Raw genomic sequence first — 17200 nt, 5'->3', positions numbered from 1 at the left:
CCCATGAGAATTATATTCACACACACGAGTATGATTATCTAGGTGTTCCACCTGCCTGCCTGCAAGGCAGGTATGACCTCTAAAACAATAAAAATATGAAATATATATACCTAAGCCTTATAATAGTCTGCATCCTTTTTACAAATTGTAAAAAAGAGCAAGATCCGTTCGAAATATCAAAACAACACATTGGTTTATTAACCGATTCCACACAGGTTAAAGACCTAAAAACTATTTTTATTAATGATTCTATTACTAAATTTATTAGTGGTGATGAATTTGCCGAAAGTAAAAACAACATTGAAGTATTTGATAAAAATGGTGCCAAACTATTAACCCTAACGCCTGAACATGAGTTAGACTCTACATCGACAATTGAAAGTGTCCAAATTATTGATCCACGCTACAAAACCAACAAAAACATTTCAACACTTAGTACTTTTAATGATATAGCTAATAATTATAAGATTTCAAGGATTGACAACTTAATAAACTCGGTGGTTGTGACTGTTAATGAAATCAATGCCAGTTTTACCATAGACAAAAAAGAACTCCCAGCAAATCTTAGGTTTAATATGAATGTTAAACTTGAAGCAACACACATCCCTGATGGTGCCAAATTGAAATACTTCTTTATAAATTGGAATAATTAATGAACCCATTCTTATCTAAACTATTAGTTGACGTTGCTAGAAAAAAGCTTGAATCTAAACAAGCTAATAAGCCTGTAAGCAAAAGACAAATTGTTCCCTTAGTAAGGAATCTACAGGTAGAATTATCTCATGCCATTAAAGAGTACATTTTTATTATAGTAGGTGTGTTTTCTGCTGGTTTTGGACTGAAAGGCTTCTTGCTTCCCAACAACTTTATAGATGGTGGTGCAACAGGTATTTCATTACTACTTAAGAATGTTACCTCAGTAGACTTAAGTATTTTTTTAGTTTTAGTAAACCTACCTTTTTTAATCTTGGCCTCTAGAACCATTAACTTAAAATTTGCCATTCGCAGTATTGTTGCCATATCATTTTTGGCCTTTGTGGTCCATTTTGTAGATTACCCAACAGTTACAGACGATAAATTATTGATATCTGTATTTGGAGGTTTCTTTTTAGGCTTGGGTATTGGCATGTCTATGCGTGGTGGTAGTGTTATAGATGGCACCGAAGTTTTGGCCATATTTTTAAGTAGAAAACTATCATTAACCATTGGAGATGTCTTATTATTAATTAATATTATCATATTTTCTGTTGGAGCTTATATTTTATCTATTGAAACTGCTCTATATGCCATATTAACCTATTTAGCAGCAGCTAAAACTGTAGATTTTGTTGTGGATGGTGTAGAGGAATATGTTGGTGTTACCATCGTTTCAAACAAACACGAAGAACTGCGCATTATGATTACTGAAAAGTTAAGAAGAGCCTGTACCATTTATGCCGGTAAGGGTGGATTTAATTCTAACGAGCATTATGACAAGGATATCATTTATACAGTAGTAACACGACTTGAACTGGCAAAATTACAAACCGAAATTGATAAGATTGATAGGCATGCTTTTATTATAATGGGTATTGTGAAAGATTTAAAAGGTGGCATGATAAAACGAAAACCCTTGAAATGAAAAAATACATTTTACAAAACGCACCATTTGTAGTTCCTACCACAGATGGAAAAATAATTAAAGAACATTTTGGCAAAGCAACTGATGGTAACACCACTATTAGTATAGCCCACATGAAAGCACCTGCAGGTTGGAGCGAACCATTTCAAACTCCTAAATTTGATGAATACACCTTTATAATAAAAGGTAAAAAACAGTTCATCATAGAAAACGAAACTGTTGTTCTAGAAGCTGGGCAGTCTATTAAAATTGAAAAAAATACCAGAGTGCAATATTCCAATCCGTTTACCGAGGTTTGTGAATACATTGCCATTTGCACCCCTGCCTTTTCTATAGATCTAGCAAACAGAGAGGATTAAGCATGCATACGTTTATTGTTAAAAGCTTTGGAAAACTCATCAATTTAGTTGGGTACTTCTACCCTGGTTATGCAGCTAAGCTAGCCATTAAAATATTTTCAAGTCCGAAAAAAGGAAAACTAAACATGGTTGATGTGAATTATTTAGAATCTGCCAATCAAGAGCAAGTTTTACATAGAGACATTGCCATAGCAACCTATTCTTGGCCTGGAAACAAAGAAACCATCCTACTGGTACATGGCTGGGAAAGTAATGCTTGCCGTTGGAAAGATTTGATTGAAATCTTAATCCCCCTAGACTATCATGTTATCGCATTGGATGCCCCAGCACACGGAAACTCTGGCAGCAAAATTTTTAACGCCTTGTTATATTCAGAATGCATAGACAAAGTAGTTAAGCAATTTAATGTCAACATCATCATTGGACATTCTATTGGGGCAACGGCTTCCGTAATCGCTTTAAACAAATACAAGCACAGCTCCGTTGAGAAATTGGTAGCTTTGGGTGCTCCTTCAAACTTTTTAAGTTTGGTTAATAATTATATTACTATAATGGGATATAACAAAAGGGTGGTTAAAGCTATGAACCGTTATTACCTTAAACACTTTGGTAATTTACCCGAATATTATTCTGTTGAAAATTTTTCCAATAACATTAATGCCGAAGGCCTTATTATTCATGACAAAAAGGATAGAATTATTAGCTTTAGAGATGCATTGGATATTGTTAAGCATTATAAGTCTGCCAAACTTATTAAGACTAAGGGATTGGGCCACGGACTTAAATCTGAAAAAGTATATACACATATTACCGACTTTTTAAACGCCTAGATTTGTCGTACTTTTAAGCCATGGAACAAGAGTTAAAACGGATTAACAAGTATTTAAGCGAAGTGGGCTACTGCTCGCGTAGGGAAGCAGACAAACTTATTGAAGCGGGGCGTGTTACAATAAACGGTGCTGTACCAGACATGGGGACTAAAATAGCACCAAATGATGTGGTACATGTAGATGGTAAAGAAATAAAAAACACCAAAGACCATTTTGTGTACTTGGCCTTTAATAAGCCTGTGGGCATTGTTTGCACGACTGATACCAGCGTTGAAAAGGATAACATTATTGATTATATAAACTACCCTAAACGCATTTTTCCAATTGGAAGGTTAGACAAACCCAGTGAAGGCTTAATTCTTTTAACGGATGATGGCGATATTGTAAACAAAATTCTCCGTGCCAGTAATAATCATGAAAAAGAATATATTGTTAAAGTTAATAAACCCATTTCCCAAACATTTATAGAGCGTATGGCGGGTGGTGTTCCATTAGCCGAATTAAACAAAGTAACCAATAAGTGCTATGTTGAAAAATTAAATACATACGAGTTTAAAATCATTTTAACCCAAGGACTCAATCGGCAAATTCGTCGCATGTGCGAATACTTAAACTATGATGTTGAAACCCTTAAGCGTGTTAGAATTATGAACATTGAACTGGACATGCCTGTTGGAAGCTATAGAGAATTGACCAACGCAGAGTTTAAAGAACTCAATAGATTAATTAGCACTTCAACCAAAACGTATAAGCCGCCAACTATTAAAAGAAAAAGAACTAAATAACGTGCTTGAAATCCTGAATAAAATAACGTTATCAAAAAAACACATCGTTATTATTTTGTGTGTTTTTATCATGGCTGTATTATTTGAGACATCACAACAATTATATTATGTAAAACGATTTAACCTAACCGACAATGTACGGTTTATTGAATTGCTAAAAACACAACTTTATAAATGGCTTGTTTGGGTATTTTTATCAATAATTTTAATCTGGTATACAAAAAAACAATCTTACAAAAAGCTATTTGCCATTAATTACATAAAATATGCATTTATTATTTTCAGCTTAGTGTTTTTATGTGTTATCATTATTTCGGGTATCCAGCTTTTAATCAATAACGACTCTTTTTCGTTTCACCTTTTGTTTAATGAATACATCACGTTCTTTACCTTTCAAAAAGCCCCCATATACACCCTAGGGTATATTGCCGTAGCCATCATTACACACTTTTATTTTACAAACTTACAGTTGCACATTAAAATTGAAGCCCTTTCGGAGTTAAAAAAAACCAATACAGCCCTTTACAAAAAACTTAGCAAGAACTTTGATGATAAAGCCTCCATACTTAACATCAAGATTGGCAATAAAAGAAAAATCATCCCTGTTAAAGATATCTGTTGGATTGAGTCTGATGATTATTGTGTAAAAGTTCATACCATCAACAACCAATCGTACACCATGCGAAGTTCATTAAAAGCGCTTGAAAATAAATTAAGCAATAACTTTTTAAGGGTTCATAGAACCGCTATTGCCAACATGGACTTGGTAAAAGAATTAAACCTATCCAGTTCACCAAAACTTATTCTTGGTAATGGTATTGAAATTCCTATTTCTAAAAGCAATCTTAAAAGTGTAAAAGACTTCATTTCTTAAAGTATATTACAATATTATTAACAAAGCTTACTGCAAATAGCCTTCCACTCTCTGCAATTAAAAATTTTGTGACACATTTTTTCATTGATTTGGTAAAACAAAAATCAGCATTATGAAAAAAACAAATATTATTTTTATCGGACACTTTATTTTTATAAGCTTTTTTATAACCCAAACTGCATTAGCACAGTATGAATATGAACCTTCTAATGCAAGGCCTTATGGAAAGGTAAACCCAAAGGCTCCTGAACAGATCAAGGATTTTGGACCAATGATAGGGGAATGTGATTGTAAATCCACTACCAGAAATCAGGATGGTAGTTGGGCAAATGCTATAGATATGACTTGGCGCTTTAAATATATTATGAACGGTATGGCTGTACAGGATGAAACTTTAAAAGCTGATGGCGTACATTCAGGCAGTATTAGACTGTTTGACGCTGACAGCAGTAAGTGGTATGTTCATTATTATACTACTAAAAAAGCTTCACCAACATTACCCGCTTGGGAGGGCGGCAAGAAAGGAAACGATATTGTTTTATATCGGGACCAAAAAGCACCCAATGGCATGGATGGTTTTTATCGTTTAACGTTTTATGATATTAGTGATTCTGGTTATAAATGGGTTGGCGAATGGGTAAACAAAGACGAAAGCATTGTATATCCAACCTGGAAAATTTCCTGCACCAGATAAGAGCACTAAGACGTTTTATGTTGTTCTCTTGCTAACAAGGTGTTTTTAAGCAACATAGCAATTGTCATAGGCCCAACTCCTCCTGGAACTGGCGTTATATAACTTGCTTTTTTTGAAACATTATCAAAATCTACATCACCAACAATTTTATATCCTTTAGGCAAAGATTCATCAGCAACTCGTGTAATACCCACATCAATAATAACAGCATCGTCCTTTACCATTTCAGCCTTGAGGAAGTTAGGAACACCCAAAGCGGATATTATAATATCTGCCTGAGATGTAATTTGCGTAATGTTTTTGGTGTGACTGTGTGTTAGGGTTACTGTAGAATTTCCAGGAAATCCTTTGCGTCCCATTAAGATACTCATGGGTCTGCCAACTATGTGCGAACGCCCAATTACAACCGTATGTTTTCCTTTAGTTTCAACATTATAACGATCTAACAATTCTAAAATACCAAACGGCGTTGCTGGAATAAACGTAGACATATCCAAAGCCATTTTTCCAAAATTGGTAGGATGAAATCCATCAACATCTTTATCGGGGTTAACAGCCAATAAAACTTTTTGTTCGTTAATTTGAGGTGGCAAAGGTAGCTGTACAATAAACCCATCTATTTCGGGGTTTTCATTTAGCTCTTTTATTTTATCCAACAATTCTATTTCACTTGTTGTATTAGACATTTTAACTAAGGTTGATTCGAAACCAACACGCTCACAAGCCTTTACTTTACTACCTACATAGGTTAAACTAGCCCCATCGTTCCCCACGATAATCGCAGCCAAGTGTGGCACCTTTTCGCCTTTATCTCGCATCTTTTTTACCTCAGCAGCAATTTCATCTTTAATATCACTGCTTATCTTCTTTCCGTCTAAAATGGTCATATTGTTGGTTTTAGTTTTAGTCTCAGTCGCAGTCACTGTCTCAGTTTTTACTCAGACGTGGCATTGGTATTAGTCTCAGTTTTTCTCTGTTGCTCTTGCGATCTAGTGTTTTTGTATAATATTTTCTTTTACTCCAAATTTATATGGATTGTTAATCATATAATTTATCAGTTTGCCAATTGCTTGTCCTTCTTTTATTAATTTTGGGTGCTGCTCTTTGTTTATGTAATCACAAGCTAAGGCAAAATCTAACCATGTACTTGTTTCTGAATTTTCAGCATCAGCATCTGTAAGCTTACTTGCATAATGCTTTAAATAATTTCTTTTTCTATAAGCTTCAGCCACATTAGCACAGACAGACCTAGAACTCCTTCTTATTTGATCAATCAACGAATATGTTTCCTCTTTTGGAAATGTTTTTGTTATCATAAAAACTTCCATTGACAAATCAAATGCTTTTTTGTATGCTAAAAGATCTTTAAAATCCATAAAAAAATAAGCATTGGTTAAGCTAGGACTGGGTCTGCGACCGAAAAGCGCGACCGAGACTAAATCACCTCATATTCTTCATCATCTGCATCATCTTCTTTCCGCCACCGCCTTGCATCATCTTCATCATTTTGCTCATTTGGTTAAATTGTTTTAGCAGTTGGTTAACTTGTTGTACCGATGTACCAGAGCCTTTACCAATACGTTGCTTTCTACTGGCATTGATAATCGATGGATTGCTTCGTTCTTTTGGGGTCATAGAATGAATTATGGCTTCTATACCCTTAAAGGCATCATCATCAATATCGACATCCTTTAACATTTTTCCAGCACCGGGAATCATGCCCATAAGGTCTTTCATGTTTCCCATTTTCTTGATTTGTTGAATTTGGTTCAAGAAATCGTCAAACCCAAATTGATTTTTAGCGATTTTCTTTTGCAGCTTGCGTGCTTCGGCTTCATCAAATTGTTCTTGGGCACGTTCTACTAAAGACACTACGTCTCCCATACCAAGAATTCGGTCGGCCATACGAGACGGGTAGAACACGTCTATGGCTTCCATTTTCTCACCAGTACCAATAAACTTAATAGGTTTATTAACGACCGATTTAATGGAAATGGCAGCACCACCTCGTGTATCACCATCTAATTTGGTTAAGATAACCCCATCAAAATTTAAGACATCATTAAAGGTCTTCGCCGTATTAACGGCATCTTGTCCGGTCATGGAATCGACCACAAATAAGGTTTCTTGTGGCTGGATGGCTTTATGGATGTTAGATATCTCATTCATCATCACCTCATCTACTGCCAAACGTCCTGCGGTATCTATAATAACCACATTATAACCATGGGCTTTTGCATGGGCTATACCTGCTTTAGATATTGCCACAGGATCGGTGTTACCTCTATCGCTAAAAACTTCAACACCTATTTGGTCGCCAACAACATGCAATTGGTCAATCGCAGCAGGGCGGTACACATCACAGGCTACCAATAGTGGTTTTTTAGATTTTTTATTTTTAAGATAATTAGCAAGCTTACCAGAAAATGTAGTTTTACCAGAACCTTGTAAACCAGACATTAAAATAACGCTTGGGGTACCCGACAGGTTAATCCCTTCAGCATCGCCCCCCATAAGTTCTGTTAACTCATCTTTTACAATCTTAACCATTAACTGGCCTGGTTGTAAAGTGGTCAATACATTTTGCCCTAGGGCTTTCTCTTTAACTTTGTTGGTAAATTCTTTAGCTATTTTAAAGTTAACATCGGCATCCAATAAGGCACGTCTAACTTCTTTTAAAGTTTCGGCCACATTAACTTCAGAAATACTTCCGTGTCCTTTAAGAACATGTAAGGCTTTATCTAGCTTATCGCTTAAATTATTAAACATAATTGTTATTAAAATTTTAAGAACTGCAAATTTAGTGATTTGATGTGTATTATAGAAGTATAGCCATACAAAAAGTAAAAACAAAAAAAGGGCTGCTAAAATGTTTCATTTAACAGCCCTTATAAAAGGAAACTTAATAACTAACCTAACCAATCAAAAAGATAAGTTTCACTTTTAACCATAACAAATTAACCTTTCTTTTCCAACACTAAAATGCGTTCTATTGTACCAGTGGCACTATAATCTTTCAACTCTATTCTGGTTGTAGTTACTTCTTTAATACGCCATCTATGGTTTAGTACTACAAACGGTTCTACATCTTCAAAACGCATGCCAAGAAACAAAGCATCTTTTCTGTAAGCTAACCACGAGCCATTAATAGTACCATTATTAGGATCGGTAACCTGTACACGGCCTGTTAAAAAGAAATCCAGTGTGTACATAGCATAATGCTCGGTTTTATTTACATCACCTTCTTGGTATAAAGCTATTTCCCAAGTACCATTGGCTATTAAAGTATCTATGTAAACTAAATCGTCATCAACCTCAAAACAATGTCTTTCTAACACCATTTTGTTATCTCTATTTCCAAGCGATTCTAACTTAATTAAGCCAGGCTCTAAGAAGGTAATTAACCACTCTAACTGTAAATTTGGACGGCCTTCTAATTGTATTTGCAACACAAAGCCTGTATTATAAGGAAGGATATTATAAGTGCCCGTAACAAACTCACCATTAACTCTAATTTTCACAACATTATTGGCAAAGAATTTTAATGGTGTACCTATATAATCTTTTTCATTATCGCTACCATCAATGCTTAAACGCGTTATTCTCCAATAACATTCTTGCAAATAGTTTTCAATTCTTTCTTTGGTATAATCTATAACAATATCACAGTTTTTCTTTAAGATAATTCGATTTCCACCAGCTTGATATAGTTTTATTTTACCAGGTTCTAGATCATAAACAAACCATTCTAAGGTAAAGTCTACCAGCGTATCAAATTCTAATTTTATTAACGCACCGTTATCTGTTACTCGGGTTGTCCAAGTTCCAGTAAGCATATCGCCTCCACGCTTTCTAACTTTTACAACATTATCTGCTTTAAAAACGATAACGTATTCTCTATATTGTTCAATTAAATTATCATCATTCCTTTCAAACTCGTACACTACCCATGGACAGGTTTTTAACAGTTCGTCTAAACGTTCCTTAGTAAAATCATCATCACCATAATCATTATCATCATCTTCATCACAAGCATCTTTAGCTTCTTTAATGGTGTTTTGTAGTTCTGAATTGTTATTTACCACAACAGTAGATCCATCGGCTAACACCATAGTTATAGGGAAGTTAATACTAGCAAACACATCACCTTCTTTAACACGGTGTATAAAATGGTACAATTGTCTGTCGTTTTCAATGGTAACCACATCAATTACTTGAAAATCTGTACTGTACACAGAAAATGATATTGGATATTGAAAATCGATACATTCTATATCGTCATCTGCTTCATTCTCACCTTTACAATCTTGTATTAATACCGTTAACTCTTCACGGTTGTTAATAACAATCTCGGTGTAGTCTGTCAGAATAATAGTAATAGGAAAAACAATTTCCAGATGGTCTTCATCATCATCAAATTCTTTAAAAATGGCTTCAATTACTTGAAAATCTTCTTTAGAATCTACAGTAACTTCCAAACCATTAACCACTACAACTACCGGTAATTCTACAGATAAGCAATTGGCTTGGTCTATAATATTATCGGCAGATCCATCCATGGTAGAAGTGGCGCCCATTAAAGCGGTAAGCTCAGAACTTGCAGTAAGGGCTTCGGCTTCTTCTGGTGGTGTAATGTCTAGGACTTCATCTTGACAAGACGTCAATAATAAAAGAGCAAAAAAAGGTAATAGTAATAATGTTCTCATTTTAGTTTTCATGATTTTAAAATTTGGGTTCAACATAGCTTTTTGGTTATAAAACAGGATAACTTTAAAAATTCCTACCCTGTGTTTCCTTTTTTTTTATTTTAGTGCTACCAACTACCTGTATATATGGAGAAACAACTACAAGAAAATATTTGTGAAGAGCGTTTATTTTCTTCTATATTCAATAAATACTCAAAAGATTTACACAACTTTTTATATTATAAGTTTGGCGAACTGCTTAACCCAAAAGATAAAGTACAGGAAGCCTTTATTAAGCTATGGGAAAATTGTGCAAAGATTAGCCCAGATAAAGCCAAAAGTTTTGTGTTTACCACAGCCAATAATTTAATGCTGAATGAAGCCGCCCACCAAAAAGTGGTTTTAAAACACCAGCAAACCAAACCCAAAATGTACACCAACGAGAATCCTGAGTTTATTATGCAGGAAACCGAATACCATGATAAAATACAAAAGGCCCTTAGCAATTTAACCGATGCCCAGCGTGAAGCGTTTATGATGAACCGTGTAGAGGGCAAACGCTTTAAGGAAATTGCTGCGCTTTTAGACATATCTACCAAAGCGGTGGAGAAACGTATTTATGGAGCATTGGAGAAGTTGCGGAAGGATATTGAGGGGCTTTGATTATAGATTAGGCCGCTACGCAGTTATAAAAAAAGAAAAAAATAATTGTAAGGGTAGGAAAAAATAAAAGTAACCTGTTATATAGTTGTATAAGAAATCATGAAAAGAGAAACTTTAATATCGAAATGGTTAGATAACAATCTAAATGATCAAGAACTTGAGGCCTTTAAAAAGCTTGAAGACTATGATGATTTGGTTAAGCTAAACAATGGTTTACAGTCCTTTAAGGCTAGTGAGTACAATACTGATACCGAATTGGAAAGTGTTTTAAAAACCATAAAAAGCACCAACAAACCTGCTATGCATTGGTTTAAACCTTTAATGCGTGTTGCGGCCATTCTTGCCATTTGTTTTGGTCTATACTATTATACAACAACTATAGATACTACCATAATCACAGATGTTGCCCAAAAAACATTTGTAGAGTTGCCCGATAACTCTAGTGTAAGCTTAAACGCCAAGTCGTTTTTGGCATTTAACAAACGGGATTGGAAGCAAGACCGCGAAGTAGAACTAGTAGGCGAAGCCTTTTTTAAAGTTGCCAAAGGGTCTTCTTTTCAAGTAAAAACAAAAGCTGGAACGGTAACAGTTTATGGTACACAGTTTAATGTAAAACAAAGAGATCGTTATTTTGAAGTTATATGCTACGAAGGGTTGGTTGGCGTTACTTTCAATTCCCAAGAAACCAAATTAAAACCTGGCGACAGTTTTTTAATGATAGATGGGGAAATTATTGCTAAAGAAAAAGAAAACAGTACAACACCTTCGTGGCTAAATAACGAAAGCTCTTTTAAAAGCTTGCCATATAAAGAAGTTATTGCAGAATTTGAAAGGCAATATGGGGTAGATTTTACCTTAATAAATATAGACTCCAACCAATTGTTTACAGGTAGTTTTGCACATAACAATATAGAGGTTGCTTTAAAATCTATTACCCTACCTTTGCATGTAACATATAGTAAAACAAATAATACTATAACTTTAAAACGTGAATAGAAAAGGCACGCTTGTTATTTTATTTTTATTGTTTTTTTTGAATGTTACAAATCTATATGCACAAACCATTCAAAGAGACAAGCAACCACTTTTGTCCATTTTAAAGCTGCTAGAGGAACGTTACCAAGTTAGTTTTTCGTATGTAGATGCTACCATAAAAGAAAAAGAAGCCTATGTGCCCAGCCCAGATTTAAGCCTAACGGAAGCCATTGCCTTTTTAAAATTGGAAACTGAGCTGGATTTTGAGGTATTAAACGACCGCTTTGTCGTAATCAAGGATGTTGTTAAAACCAATAAAACCATTGTTACCACCCAACATTTAGACGAAGTAATTGTAAGCAACTACCTAACCACGGGTATTACCAAGTTTAATGATGGAACCGTAACCTTAAAACCGGAAACCTTTGGTATTTTACCGGGACTTATAGAACCTGATGTATTGCAAACCATACAAGCACTTCCGGGGGTTTTAAGCACCGATGAAACGGTATCCAACATTAACGTACGTGGTGGTACACACGACCAAAACCTATTGCTATGGGATGGTATTAAAATGTACCAATCTGGACATTTTTTTGGTTTAATTTCTGCATTTAACCCCTATACCACTAAGCGTATCAATATTTATAAAAATGGTACCAGTGCTAAGTACGGCGATGGTATTTCTAGTGTAATTGACATGCAATTGCCCAATGAAATTGACAATGAATTTAAGGCTGGCTTAGGTTTTAACCTCATCAATGCCGATGGCTATGCCAAAATACCTCTCTCTAAGAAAACCGAACTGCAGTTATCTACGCGCCGATCGGTAACCGATTTAATACTAACCCCAACATACGACCAATACTTTAAACGTATTTTTCAGGATTCCGATTTATCCAATAACAAAGACAATACCTATTCTATTTCGCAAAACGAACAGTTTTACTTTTATGATTTCACTCTAAAGTTCCTCTACGATATCACTAAAAAAGACAAGGTGCGATTTCATTTTTTAAATGTTAACAACAGTTTGAACTACGACGAAAAATCTACCAGCAATGATAGAAGTGAAGCTTTAAACAGCAAGCTACTGCAACAAAACCTAGCAACAGGCATTACCTATACCAGAGCTTGGAGCAAAAACCTATCAACCACCTCGCAAATTTATATTTCAAATTACGATTTAGATGCCACCAACTACGATATATTTAATGACCAACGTTTAATTCAAGAAAATGAAGTATACGATGGCTCTGCTAAAATGGATATCAATTACGCCCCCAACAATCAGTTTAAAATAAACGGTGGCTATCAGTTTACCGAAGTGGGCATTAGTAATTTAGAGGACGTTAACAATCCTAATTTTAGGAGTTATATTAAGGAAGTTATTAGAAGCCATGCCATTTATGCCGAAACCGACCTGTTATCTTACGCTGCCAAAACCCATTTAAAGTTTGGCACCCGCTTAAACTATATTAAAAAGTTTAACATGCTGTTTGCCGAACCCAGGCTAAGCTTTAGTCAGCGGTTTCTTAATAATTTCAGGTTTGAAATCCTGGGCGAATTTAAAAGCCAGACCGCTTCGCAGATTATCGATTTACAAAATGATTTTTTAGGTATAGAAAAGCGCCGATGGGTACTAACTAATAATAATACCGAAGTTATTGTAAATAACAATAAAAACATTTACCCAGTGCCCATTTTAAAAAGCAAACAATTATCGGCAGGTGTTCATTACAACAAAAACAGACTTTTAATCAGTGCCGAAACCTATATCAAAAAGGTAAATGGTATTACCACACGAAGCCAAGGATTTCAAAACCAATACCAATTTACAAACGCTATTGGAAGTTATGAAATTAAGGGACTGGACCTCTTGCTTAATAAACAATTCAGTAATATTGTTAGTACCTGGGTTTCGTATTCCTATAGCACTAATAATTATACATTTAATACTTTAAATAACGGCAACCCATTTCCTAATAATGCCGATATAACACATGCCGTTACTTTTGCGGGTACTTATACTTTTAATAAAATAAAATTTGCTTTGGGGCTTAATTGGCATTCTGGAAAACCTACGACCCTACGTAGCGCCAATGACGACCCCGATGACGATGTAATAACCTATGAGGCTGCAAATAGCTCTAATTTAGATGATTATTTACGAGCCGATTGTTCCGCTACTTATGGTTTTGATATTTCCAATTCGGCGCATGCCATTATTGGTGCTTCTGTTTGGAATATTCTAAACAAAAAGAATATTATTAACGCCTATTATACCCTAGATGATGAGAATATGGTTAACAAAGTAGAAAATCAATCTTTGGGCATTACACCCAATGTTAGTTTTAGGGTTTACTTTTAAGTATGTAAGGTATAGTTTAGTGACTTTACTATTTTATATTGTATTACCATTTTTTTTACAATTTACTTGAAAATGAAAGGGTTATACAAAAACATATTATATAACACGACAATTTTTAATAAAAAATTCTAAATTTGTTAGGCTATCATTACAACTAAACTAAACCCATTAAACCATTGGAAACACAAATCTCTAAACTACGTGCCATTTCTTTTAAAACTTCTTTTGTATTTATTCTAGCCCTTCTTTTTTCCTTGTCCACTACCTGCCAAAATGCCCCAATTGAAGTGGCAGGTATTCCTGTTAATTACGACGAATCTAAAGTCCCGTCGTATACACTTCCTAACCCATTGATTTTACAAAATGGCAAAAAGGTAACCGATGCTAAAACTTGGTACTCTAAAAGACGTATGGAAATCCTAGAATTGTTTAGAAGCGAGCAATTTGGCAAGATGCCCGATAGAAATACTATTAGCTTTAATGTTTTTGACAAAGGGACTTTGGTGTTTGGTGGAACAGCTATTAGAAAACAGGTTACTATATATTTCACAAAAGATACTGCGAACTACAAGGCAGACCTTCTTATTTATACGCCTGCCAAAACTAATAAACCAGCACCAATACTTTTGCAAATAGGATTTGCTCCTAATTGTCTTTCTGTGAATGACCCTGGTGTTCGTGAAGGTATGCGATGGACCCGTGAAGGTATGCGTGTACCTGCTTCGGAAGGCAGACGGTTTAGTTCGTTTGATGTTGAAAAATTCATCTCCAATGGTATTGGGTTTGCTACGATTTACTATGGTGATATTGAGCCTGATTTTCCAAAAGGTATTGAATATGGTATTCGGGGGCATTATTTAAAACCTGGCCATTCTGCTCCGGCTCCTGATGAATGGGGTGCTATTTCGGCGTGGTCTTGGGGTCTTAGCTGTGTTATGGATTATTTTGAGACAGATAAGCAAATAGATTCGGAAAAGGTAGCCCTTTTTGGAGTATCCCGCTTGGGAAAAACGGCTTTGTGGACCGGTGCTAACGATGATCGGTTTGGGATGGTTATTGCTAGTTGCTCAGGTGAAGGGGGTGCTGCCATATCCAGACGTCAATATGGTGAAACCATTAAACATATGATCGATTCTACGCGTTATTTCTATCAATTTTGTGCAAATCGGGCTAAATATGGCAATAATCCAAATACTTCGCCTATTGATGCCCATATGTTAATTTCCTTGATGGCCCCCCGTCCGCTACTTTTACAAACTGGCGATACGGATAATTGGTCGGATCCCAAAGGAGAATTTGTTGCGGCTGTAGCTGCTGGGCCTGTTTTTGAACTATTAGGTAAAAAGGGATTAGAAGTTGACACTTGGCCTGCTGCTGGCATACCTGTTTTACATGATCTTGGATATTTGATGCATGCTGGAGGACATGGCACTGTACGCAGTGACTACGATGTGTTTTTAGAGTTTATGAAAATACATTTTATGAAAGACAAATAAGTTGTTATAACTGTAATACTTTCACATTTATTCTTAATTTATTAGACAAAATGAAACATACCTTTTCTAAATTTATTCTTTTCTTTACAATTTTTGCTATTTTTATATTCGTTTTTAATTGCCATGCCCAATTACCACCTGTTTTTGGGTCTGAATATGATGGCATTACACAAAAAGATGAATTTACCCGAACTTATATTTCGCCTACGCGCGTTATGTGGACTTCTGATACTACTGGTAAATTAATAAAAAACACCGAGGTACTTCTTAAAATGGGCAACAGTCAATCAGACATGAGTCGTGTAACCCAATTTTGTTCTGCAAAAAGCACTGAAACCGATACTGCTTCCATTTTACTGGATTATGGTAAAGAAATTCATGGTGGCCTTCAACTGGTTATGGGTGGATCTTCTAGAAGAGAACCTTCCCTAGTACGCATACGTTTTGGGGAATCGGTTGGCGAAGCAAACAGCCAAACCTACAATTCGGATTGGCTGATGGGTTTTTCTACTGACGACCATGCTAAACGCGATATTATTGTAGAAATACCACGAACAGGCCTGTTTGAAATTGGCAATACAGGGTTTCGCTTTGTACGTATTGATTTGCTTCAACCTAATACAACAATTAACTTAAAAGAGGCCCGAGCCATTTTGCGGTATCGCGATATTCCATATTTAGGCACTTTTAAAAGCAGTAATCCACGGTTAGATTCTATTTGGTTAACAGGTGCCTATACCACCCATTTAAATATGCAAGAATACCTTTGGGATGGCATTAAGCGTGACCGATTGGTGTGGCTGGGCGATTTTCACCCAGAACTCATTACTATTACCAAAGTGTTTGGCTACAACGAGGTGGTGCCTAAAAGTCTGGATTTGGCCTGTGAACAATATCCGCTTCCCAACTGGATGAACGGCATGAGCTCATACTCGTTTTGGTACTTAATTATACACCACGATTGGTACATGCAGAATGCCGATATTGATTTTTTAAAGAAACACCAAAAATACATTGTGGGATTAATAGACCAAATTGATTCGAAGATTAGTGAGGATGGCTCTGAAACCTTAGGCAAATTTCGGTTCTTAGACTGGCCTTCTACCCCTAATAAAGAAGGTGTTGAAGCTGGCTATAGGGCCCTATTGGTTTGGGCATTAAAGGATGCCATGAAACTATGCCATATTTTAGGCGAAAAAGAAGCATTGGCGCAATGCCAAAAGGCTATTGATAAATTAAACCGAAATGTTAAAGACCACAATAGCCTAAAACAAGCAGCGGCATTAATGGCTGTTGCCGGTATTCTAGATCCAGTTAAAGCCTGTAACGAAGTGATTGCTGTAGATGGTGCGGCACGTTTTTCTACTTTTTACGGACTTTATATGCTTGATGCTTTATCTATGGCGGGCATGCAGCACCAAGCGCTTGATATTATTGACTCGTATTGGGGCGGTATGCTGGATATGGGAGCCACAACGTTTTGGGAAGACTTTAATATTGAGTGGATGGAAAATTCTGCAAGACTTGATGAGTTCACACCAGAGGGCATGAATGATATTCATGGTTCTTTTGGAGCATATTGTTACCCCAGTTACCGACATAGTTTGTGCCACGGGTGGTCCTCTGGCGTTACCTCTTGGCTTACTGAAAATGTTTTGGGCATAAAGGTTATGGAAGCAGGGTGTAAAACCTTAAAGATTGAACCCCATTTGGGAGCTTTAGAATGGGCAGAAGGAACGTTCCCTACACCTCTTGGAATTGTAAAAGTAAAACACACCAAGATGCCCAGCGGTAAAATTAAATCGACGGTTAATGCTCCCAAAGGCATTAAGATAATTTAGTGCTAT

16 protein-coding genes are annotated in these 17200 nt (G+C 35.8%); 12 read left to right on the top strand and 4 right to left on the bottom strand.

Features of this window, described 5'->3' with window-relative positions; all coding sequences use genetic code 11:
• The first annotated feature begins 95 nt into the window (after positions 1 to 95).
• The 7 genes from AC5SR4_RS11175 to AC5SR4_RS11145 all read left to right on the top strand — a co-directional run bounded on the left by AC5SR4_RS11175 (position 96) and on the right by AC5SR4_RS11145 (position 5163).
• On the top strand, positions 96 to 653 hold the full coding sequence (locus AC5SR4_RS11175) for a hypothetical protein (protein WP_495356329.1): 558 nt from the start codon (positions 96 to 98) through the stop codon (positions 651 to 653).
• Positions 653 to 1621, top strand: coding sequence for a YitT family protein (locus AC5SR4_RS11170; RefSeq protein WP_495356328.1), 969 nt, complete (start codon positions 653 to 655; stop codon positions 1619 to 1621). Before AC5SR4_RS11175 ends, AC5SR4_RS11170 begins: the two co-directional genes overlap by 1 nt.
• Positions 1618 to 1980 carry a cupin domain-containing protein gene (locus AC5SR4_RS11165; protein WP_495356327.1) on the top strand — a complete coding sequence of 121 codons (363 nt, stop codon included), beginning with the start codon at positions 1618 to 1620 and terminating at the stop codon, positions 1978 to 1980. Before AC5SR4_RS11170 ends, AC5SR4_RS11165 begins: the two co-directional genes overlap by 4 nt.
• Before the next feature lie 2 nt (positions 1981 to 1982).
• Positions 1983 to 2810, top strand: a complete 828-nt coding sequence (locus tag AC5SR4_RS11160; RefSeq protein ID WP_495356326.1) for an alpha/beta fold hydrolase — start codon at positions 1983 to 1985, stop codon at positions 2808 to 2810.
• A 20-nt stretch (positions 2811 to 2830) separates the two neighbouring features.
• Positions 2831 to 3595 carry a 23S rRNA pseudouridine(2604) synthase RluF gene (gene rluF, locus AC5SR4_RS11155; protein ID WP_495356325.1) on the top strand — a complete coding sequence of 255 codons (765 nt, stop codon included), beginning with the start codon at positions 2831 to 2833 and terminating at the stop codon, positions 3593 to 3595.
• A gap of 70 nt (positions 3596 to 3665) precedes the next feature.
• Entirely contained in the window at positions 3666 to 4469 is an 804-nt protein-coding gene (locus AC5SR4_RS11150) for a LytR/AlgR family response regulator transcription factor (RefSeq protein WP_495356324.1), read from the top strand.
• Positions 4470 to 4581: 112 nt separating this feature from the next.
• On the top strand, positions 4582 to 5163 hold the full coding sequence (locus tag AC5SR4_RS11145; protein WP_495356323.1) for a hypothetical protein: 582 nt from the start codon (positions 4582 to 4584) through the stop codon (positions 5161 to 5163).
• Between the two features lie 5 nt (positions 5164 to 5168).
• Here the strand turns inward: AC5SR4_RS11145 and AC5SR4_RS11140 are convergent, their stop codons facing one another.
• The 4 genes from AC5SR4_RS11140 to AC5SR4_RS11125 form a co-directional block, all read right to left on the bottom strand.
• On the bottom strand, positions 5169 to 6050 hold the full coding sequence (locus AC5SR4_RS11140) for a bifunctional 5,10-methylenetetrahydrofolate dehydrogenase/5,10-methenyltetrahydrofolate cyclohydrolase (protein WP_495356322.1): 882 nt from the start codon (positions 6048 to 6050) through the stop codon (positions 5169 to 5171).
• 102 nt (positions 6051 to 6152) lie between these two features.
• On the bottom strand, positions 6153 to 6539 hold the full coding sequence (locus AC5SR4_RS11135; protein WP_495356321.1) for a four helix bundle protein: 387 nt from the start codon (positions 6537 to 6539) through the stop codon (positions 6153 to 6155).
• Between the two features lie 64 nt (positions 6540 to 6603).
• A complete protein-coding gene (gene ffh / locus AC5SR4_RS11130) occupies positions 6604 to 7932 on the bottom strand; it encodes a signal recognition particle protein (RefSeq protein ID WP_495356320.1) in 1329 nt (442 codons plus the stop codon).
• 188 nt (positions 7933 to 8120) lie between these two features.
• Positions 8121 to 9869, bottom strand: a complete 1749-nt coding sequence (locus tag AC5SR4_RS11125; protein ID WP_495356319.1) for a hypothetical protein — start codon at positions 9867 to 9869, stop codon at positions 8121 to 8123.
• 126 nt (positions 9870 to 9995) lie between these two features.
• Here AC5SR4_RS11125 and AC5SR4_RS11120 point away from each other — a divergent pair, with 126 nt between their 5' ends.
• The 5 genes from AC5SR4_RS11120 to AC5SR4_RS11100 all read left to right on the top strand — a co-directional run bounded on the left by AC5SR4_RS11120 (position 9996) and on the right by AC5SR4_RS11100 (position 17194).
• Positions 9996 to 10511 carry an RNA polymerase sigma factor gene (locus tag AC5SR4_RS11120; RefSeq protein ID WP_495356318.1) on the top strand — a complete coding sequence of 172 codons (516 nt, stop codon included), beginning with the start codon at positions 9996 to 9998 and terminating at the stop codon, positions 10509 to 10511.
• Positions 10512 to 10610: 99 nt separating this feature from the next.
• On the top strand, positions 10611 to 11507 hold the full coding sequence (locus tag AC5SR4_RS11115) for a FecR family protein (protein WP_495356317.1): 897 nt from the start codon (positions 10611 to 10613) through the stop codon (positions 11505 to 11507).
• Positions 11500 to 13857 (top strand): TonB-dependent receptor plug domain-containing protein, encoded by a 2358-nt coding sequence (locus tag AC5SR4_RS11110; RefSeq protein ID WP_495356316.1) that lies wholly within the window; start codon positions 11500 to 11502, stop codon positions 13855 to 13857. The genes AC5SR4_RS11115 and AC5SR4_RS11110 overlap by 8 nt, the downstream gene beginning before the upstream one ends.
• A gap of 176 nt (positions 13858 to 14033) precedes the next feature.
• Complete coding sequence (locus tag AC5SR4_RS11105) at positions 14034 to 15353, top strand: glucuronyl esterase domain-containing protein (protein ID WP_495356315.1); 1320 nt, start codon at positions 14034 to 14036, stop codon at positions 15351 to 15353.
• A 50-nt stretch (positions 15354 to 15403) separates the two neighbouring features.
• The gene (locus AC5SR4_RS11100; RefSeq protein WP_495356314.1) at positions 15404 to 17194 is read left to right on the top strand and encodes an alpha-L-rhamnosidase-related protein; all 1791 of its coding nucleotides are present in this window, start codon (positions 15404 to 15406) and stop codon (positions 17192 to 17194) included.
• Positions 17195 to 17200: the final 6 nt, after the last annotated feature.

Source organism: Aestuariibaculum scopimerae (genome assembly GCF_059428085.1).
This window is presented reverse-complemented; position numbering and strand designations above follow the sequence as displayed.

What these genes read in the sequence shown, in the direction of transcription:
- AC5SR4_RS11175 (WP_495356329.1), top strand. Translation starts at nt 96, where the DNA reads ATGAAATATATATACCTAAGCCTTATAATAGTCTGCATCCTTTTTACA.
- AC5SR4_RS11170 (WP_495356328.1), top strand. Translation starts at nt 653, where the DNA reads ATGAACCCATTCTTATCTAAACTATTAGTTGACGTTGCTAGAAAAAAG.
- AC5SR4_RS11165 (WP_495356327.1), top strand. Translation starts at nt 1,618, where the DNA reads ATGAAAAAATACATTTTACAAAACGCACCATTTGTAGTTCCTACCACA.
- AC5SR4_RS11160 (WP_495356326.1), top strand. Translation starts at nt 1,983, where the DNA reads ATGCATACGTTTATTGTTAAAAGCTTTGGAAAACTCATCAATTTAGTT.
- rluF (WP_495356325.1), top strand. Translation starts at nt 2,831, where the DNA reads ATGGAACAAGAGTTAAAACGGATTAACAAGTATTTAAGCGAAGTGGGC.
- AC5SR4_RS11150 (WP_495356324.1), top strand. Translation starts at nt 3,666, where the DNA reads ATGGCTGTATTATTTGAGACATCACAACAATTATATTATGTAAAACGA.
- AC5SR4_RS11145 (WP_495356323.1), top strand. Translation starts at nt 4,582, where the DNA reads ATGAAAAAAACAAATATTATTTTTATCGGACACTTTATTTTTATAAGC.
- AC5SR4_RS11140 (WP_495356322.1), bottom strand. Translation starts at nt 6,050, where the DNA reads ATGACCATTTTAGACGGAAAGAAGATAAGCAGTGATATTAAAGATGAA.
- AC5SR4_RS11135 (WP_495356321.1), bottom strand. Translation starts at nt 6,539, where the DNA reads ATGGATTTTAAAGATCTTTTAGCATACAAAAAAGCATTTGATTTGTCA.
- ffh (WP_495356320.1), bottom strand. Translation starts at nt 7,932, where the DNA reads ATGTTTAATAATTTAAGCGATAAGCTAGATAAAGCCTTACATGTTCTT.
- AC5SR4_RS11125 (WP_495356319.1), bottom strand. Translation starts at nt 9,869, where the DNA reads ATGAGAACATTATTACTATTACCTTTTTTTGCTCTTTTATTATTGACG.
- AC5SR4_RS11120 (WP_495356318.1), top strand. Translation starts at nt 9,996, where the DNA reads ATGGAGAAACAACTACAAGAAAATATTTGTGAAGAGCGTTTATTTTCT.
- AC5SR4_RS11115 (WP_495356317.1), top strand. Translation starts at nt 10,611, where the DNA reads ATGAAAAGAGAAACTTTAATATCGAAATGGTTAGATAACAATCTAAAT.
- AC5SR4_RS11100 (WP_495356314.1), top strand. Translation starts at nt 15,404, where the DNA reads ATGAAACATACCTTTTCTAAATTTATTCTTTTCTTTACAATTTTTGCT.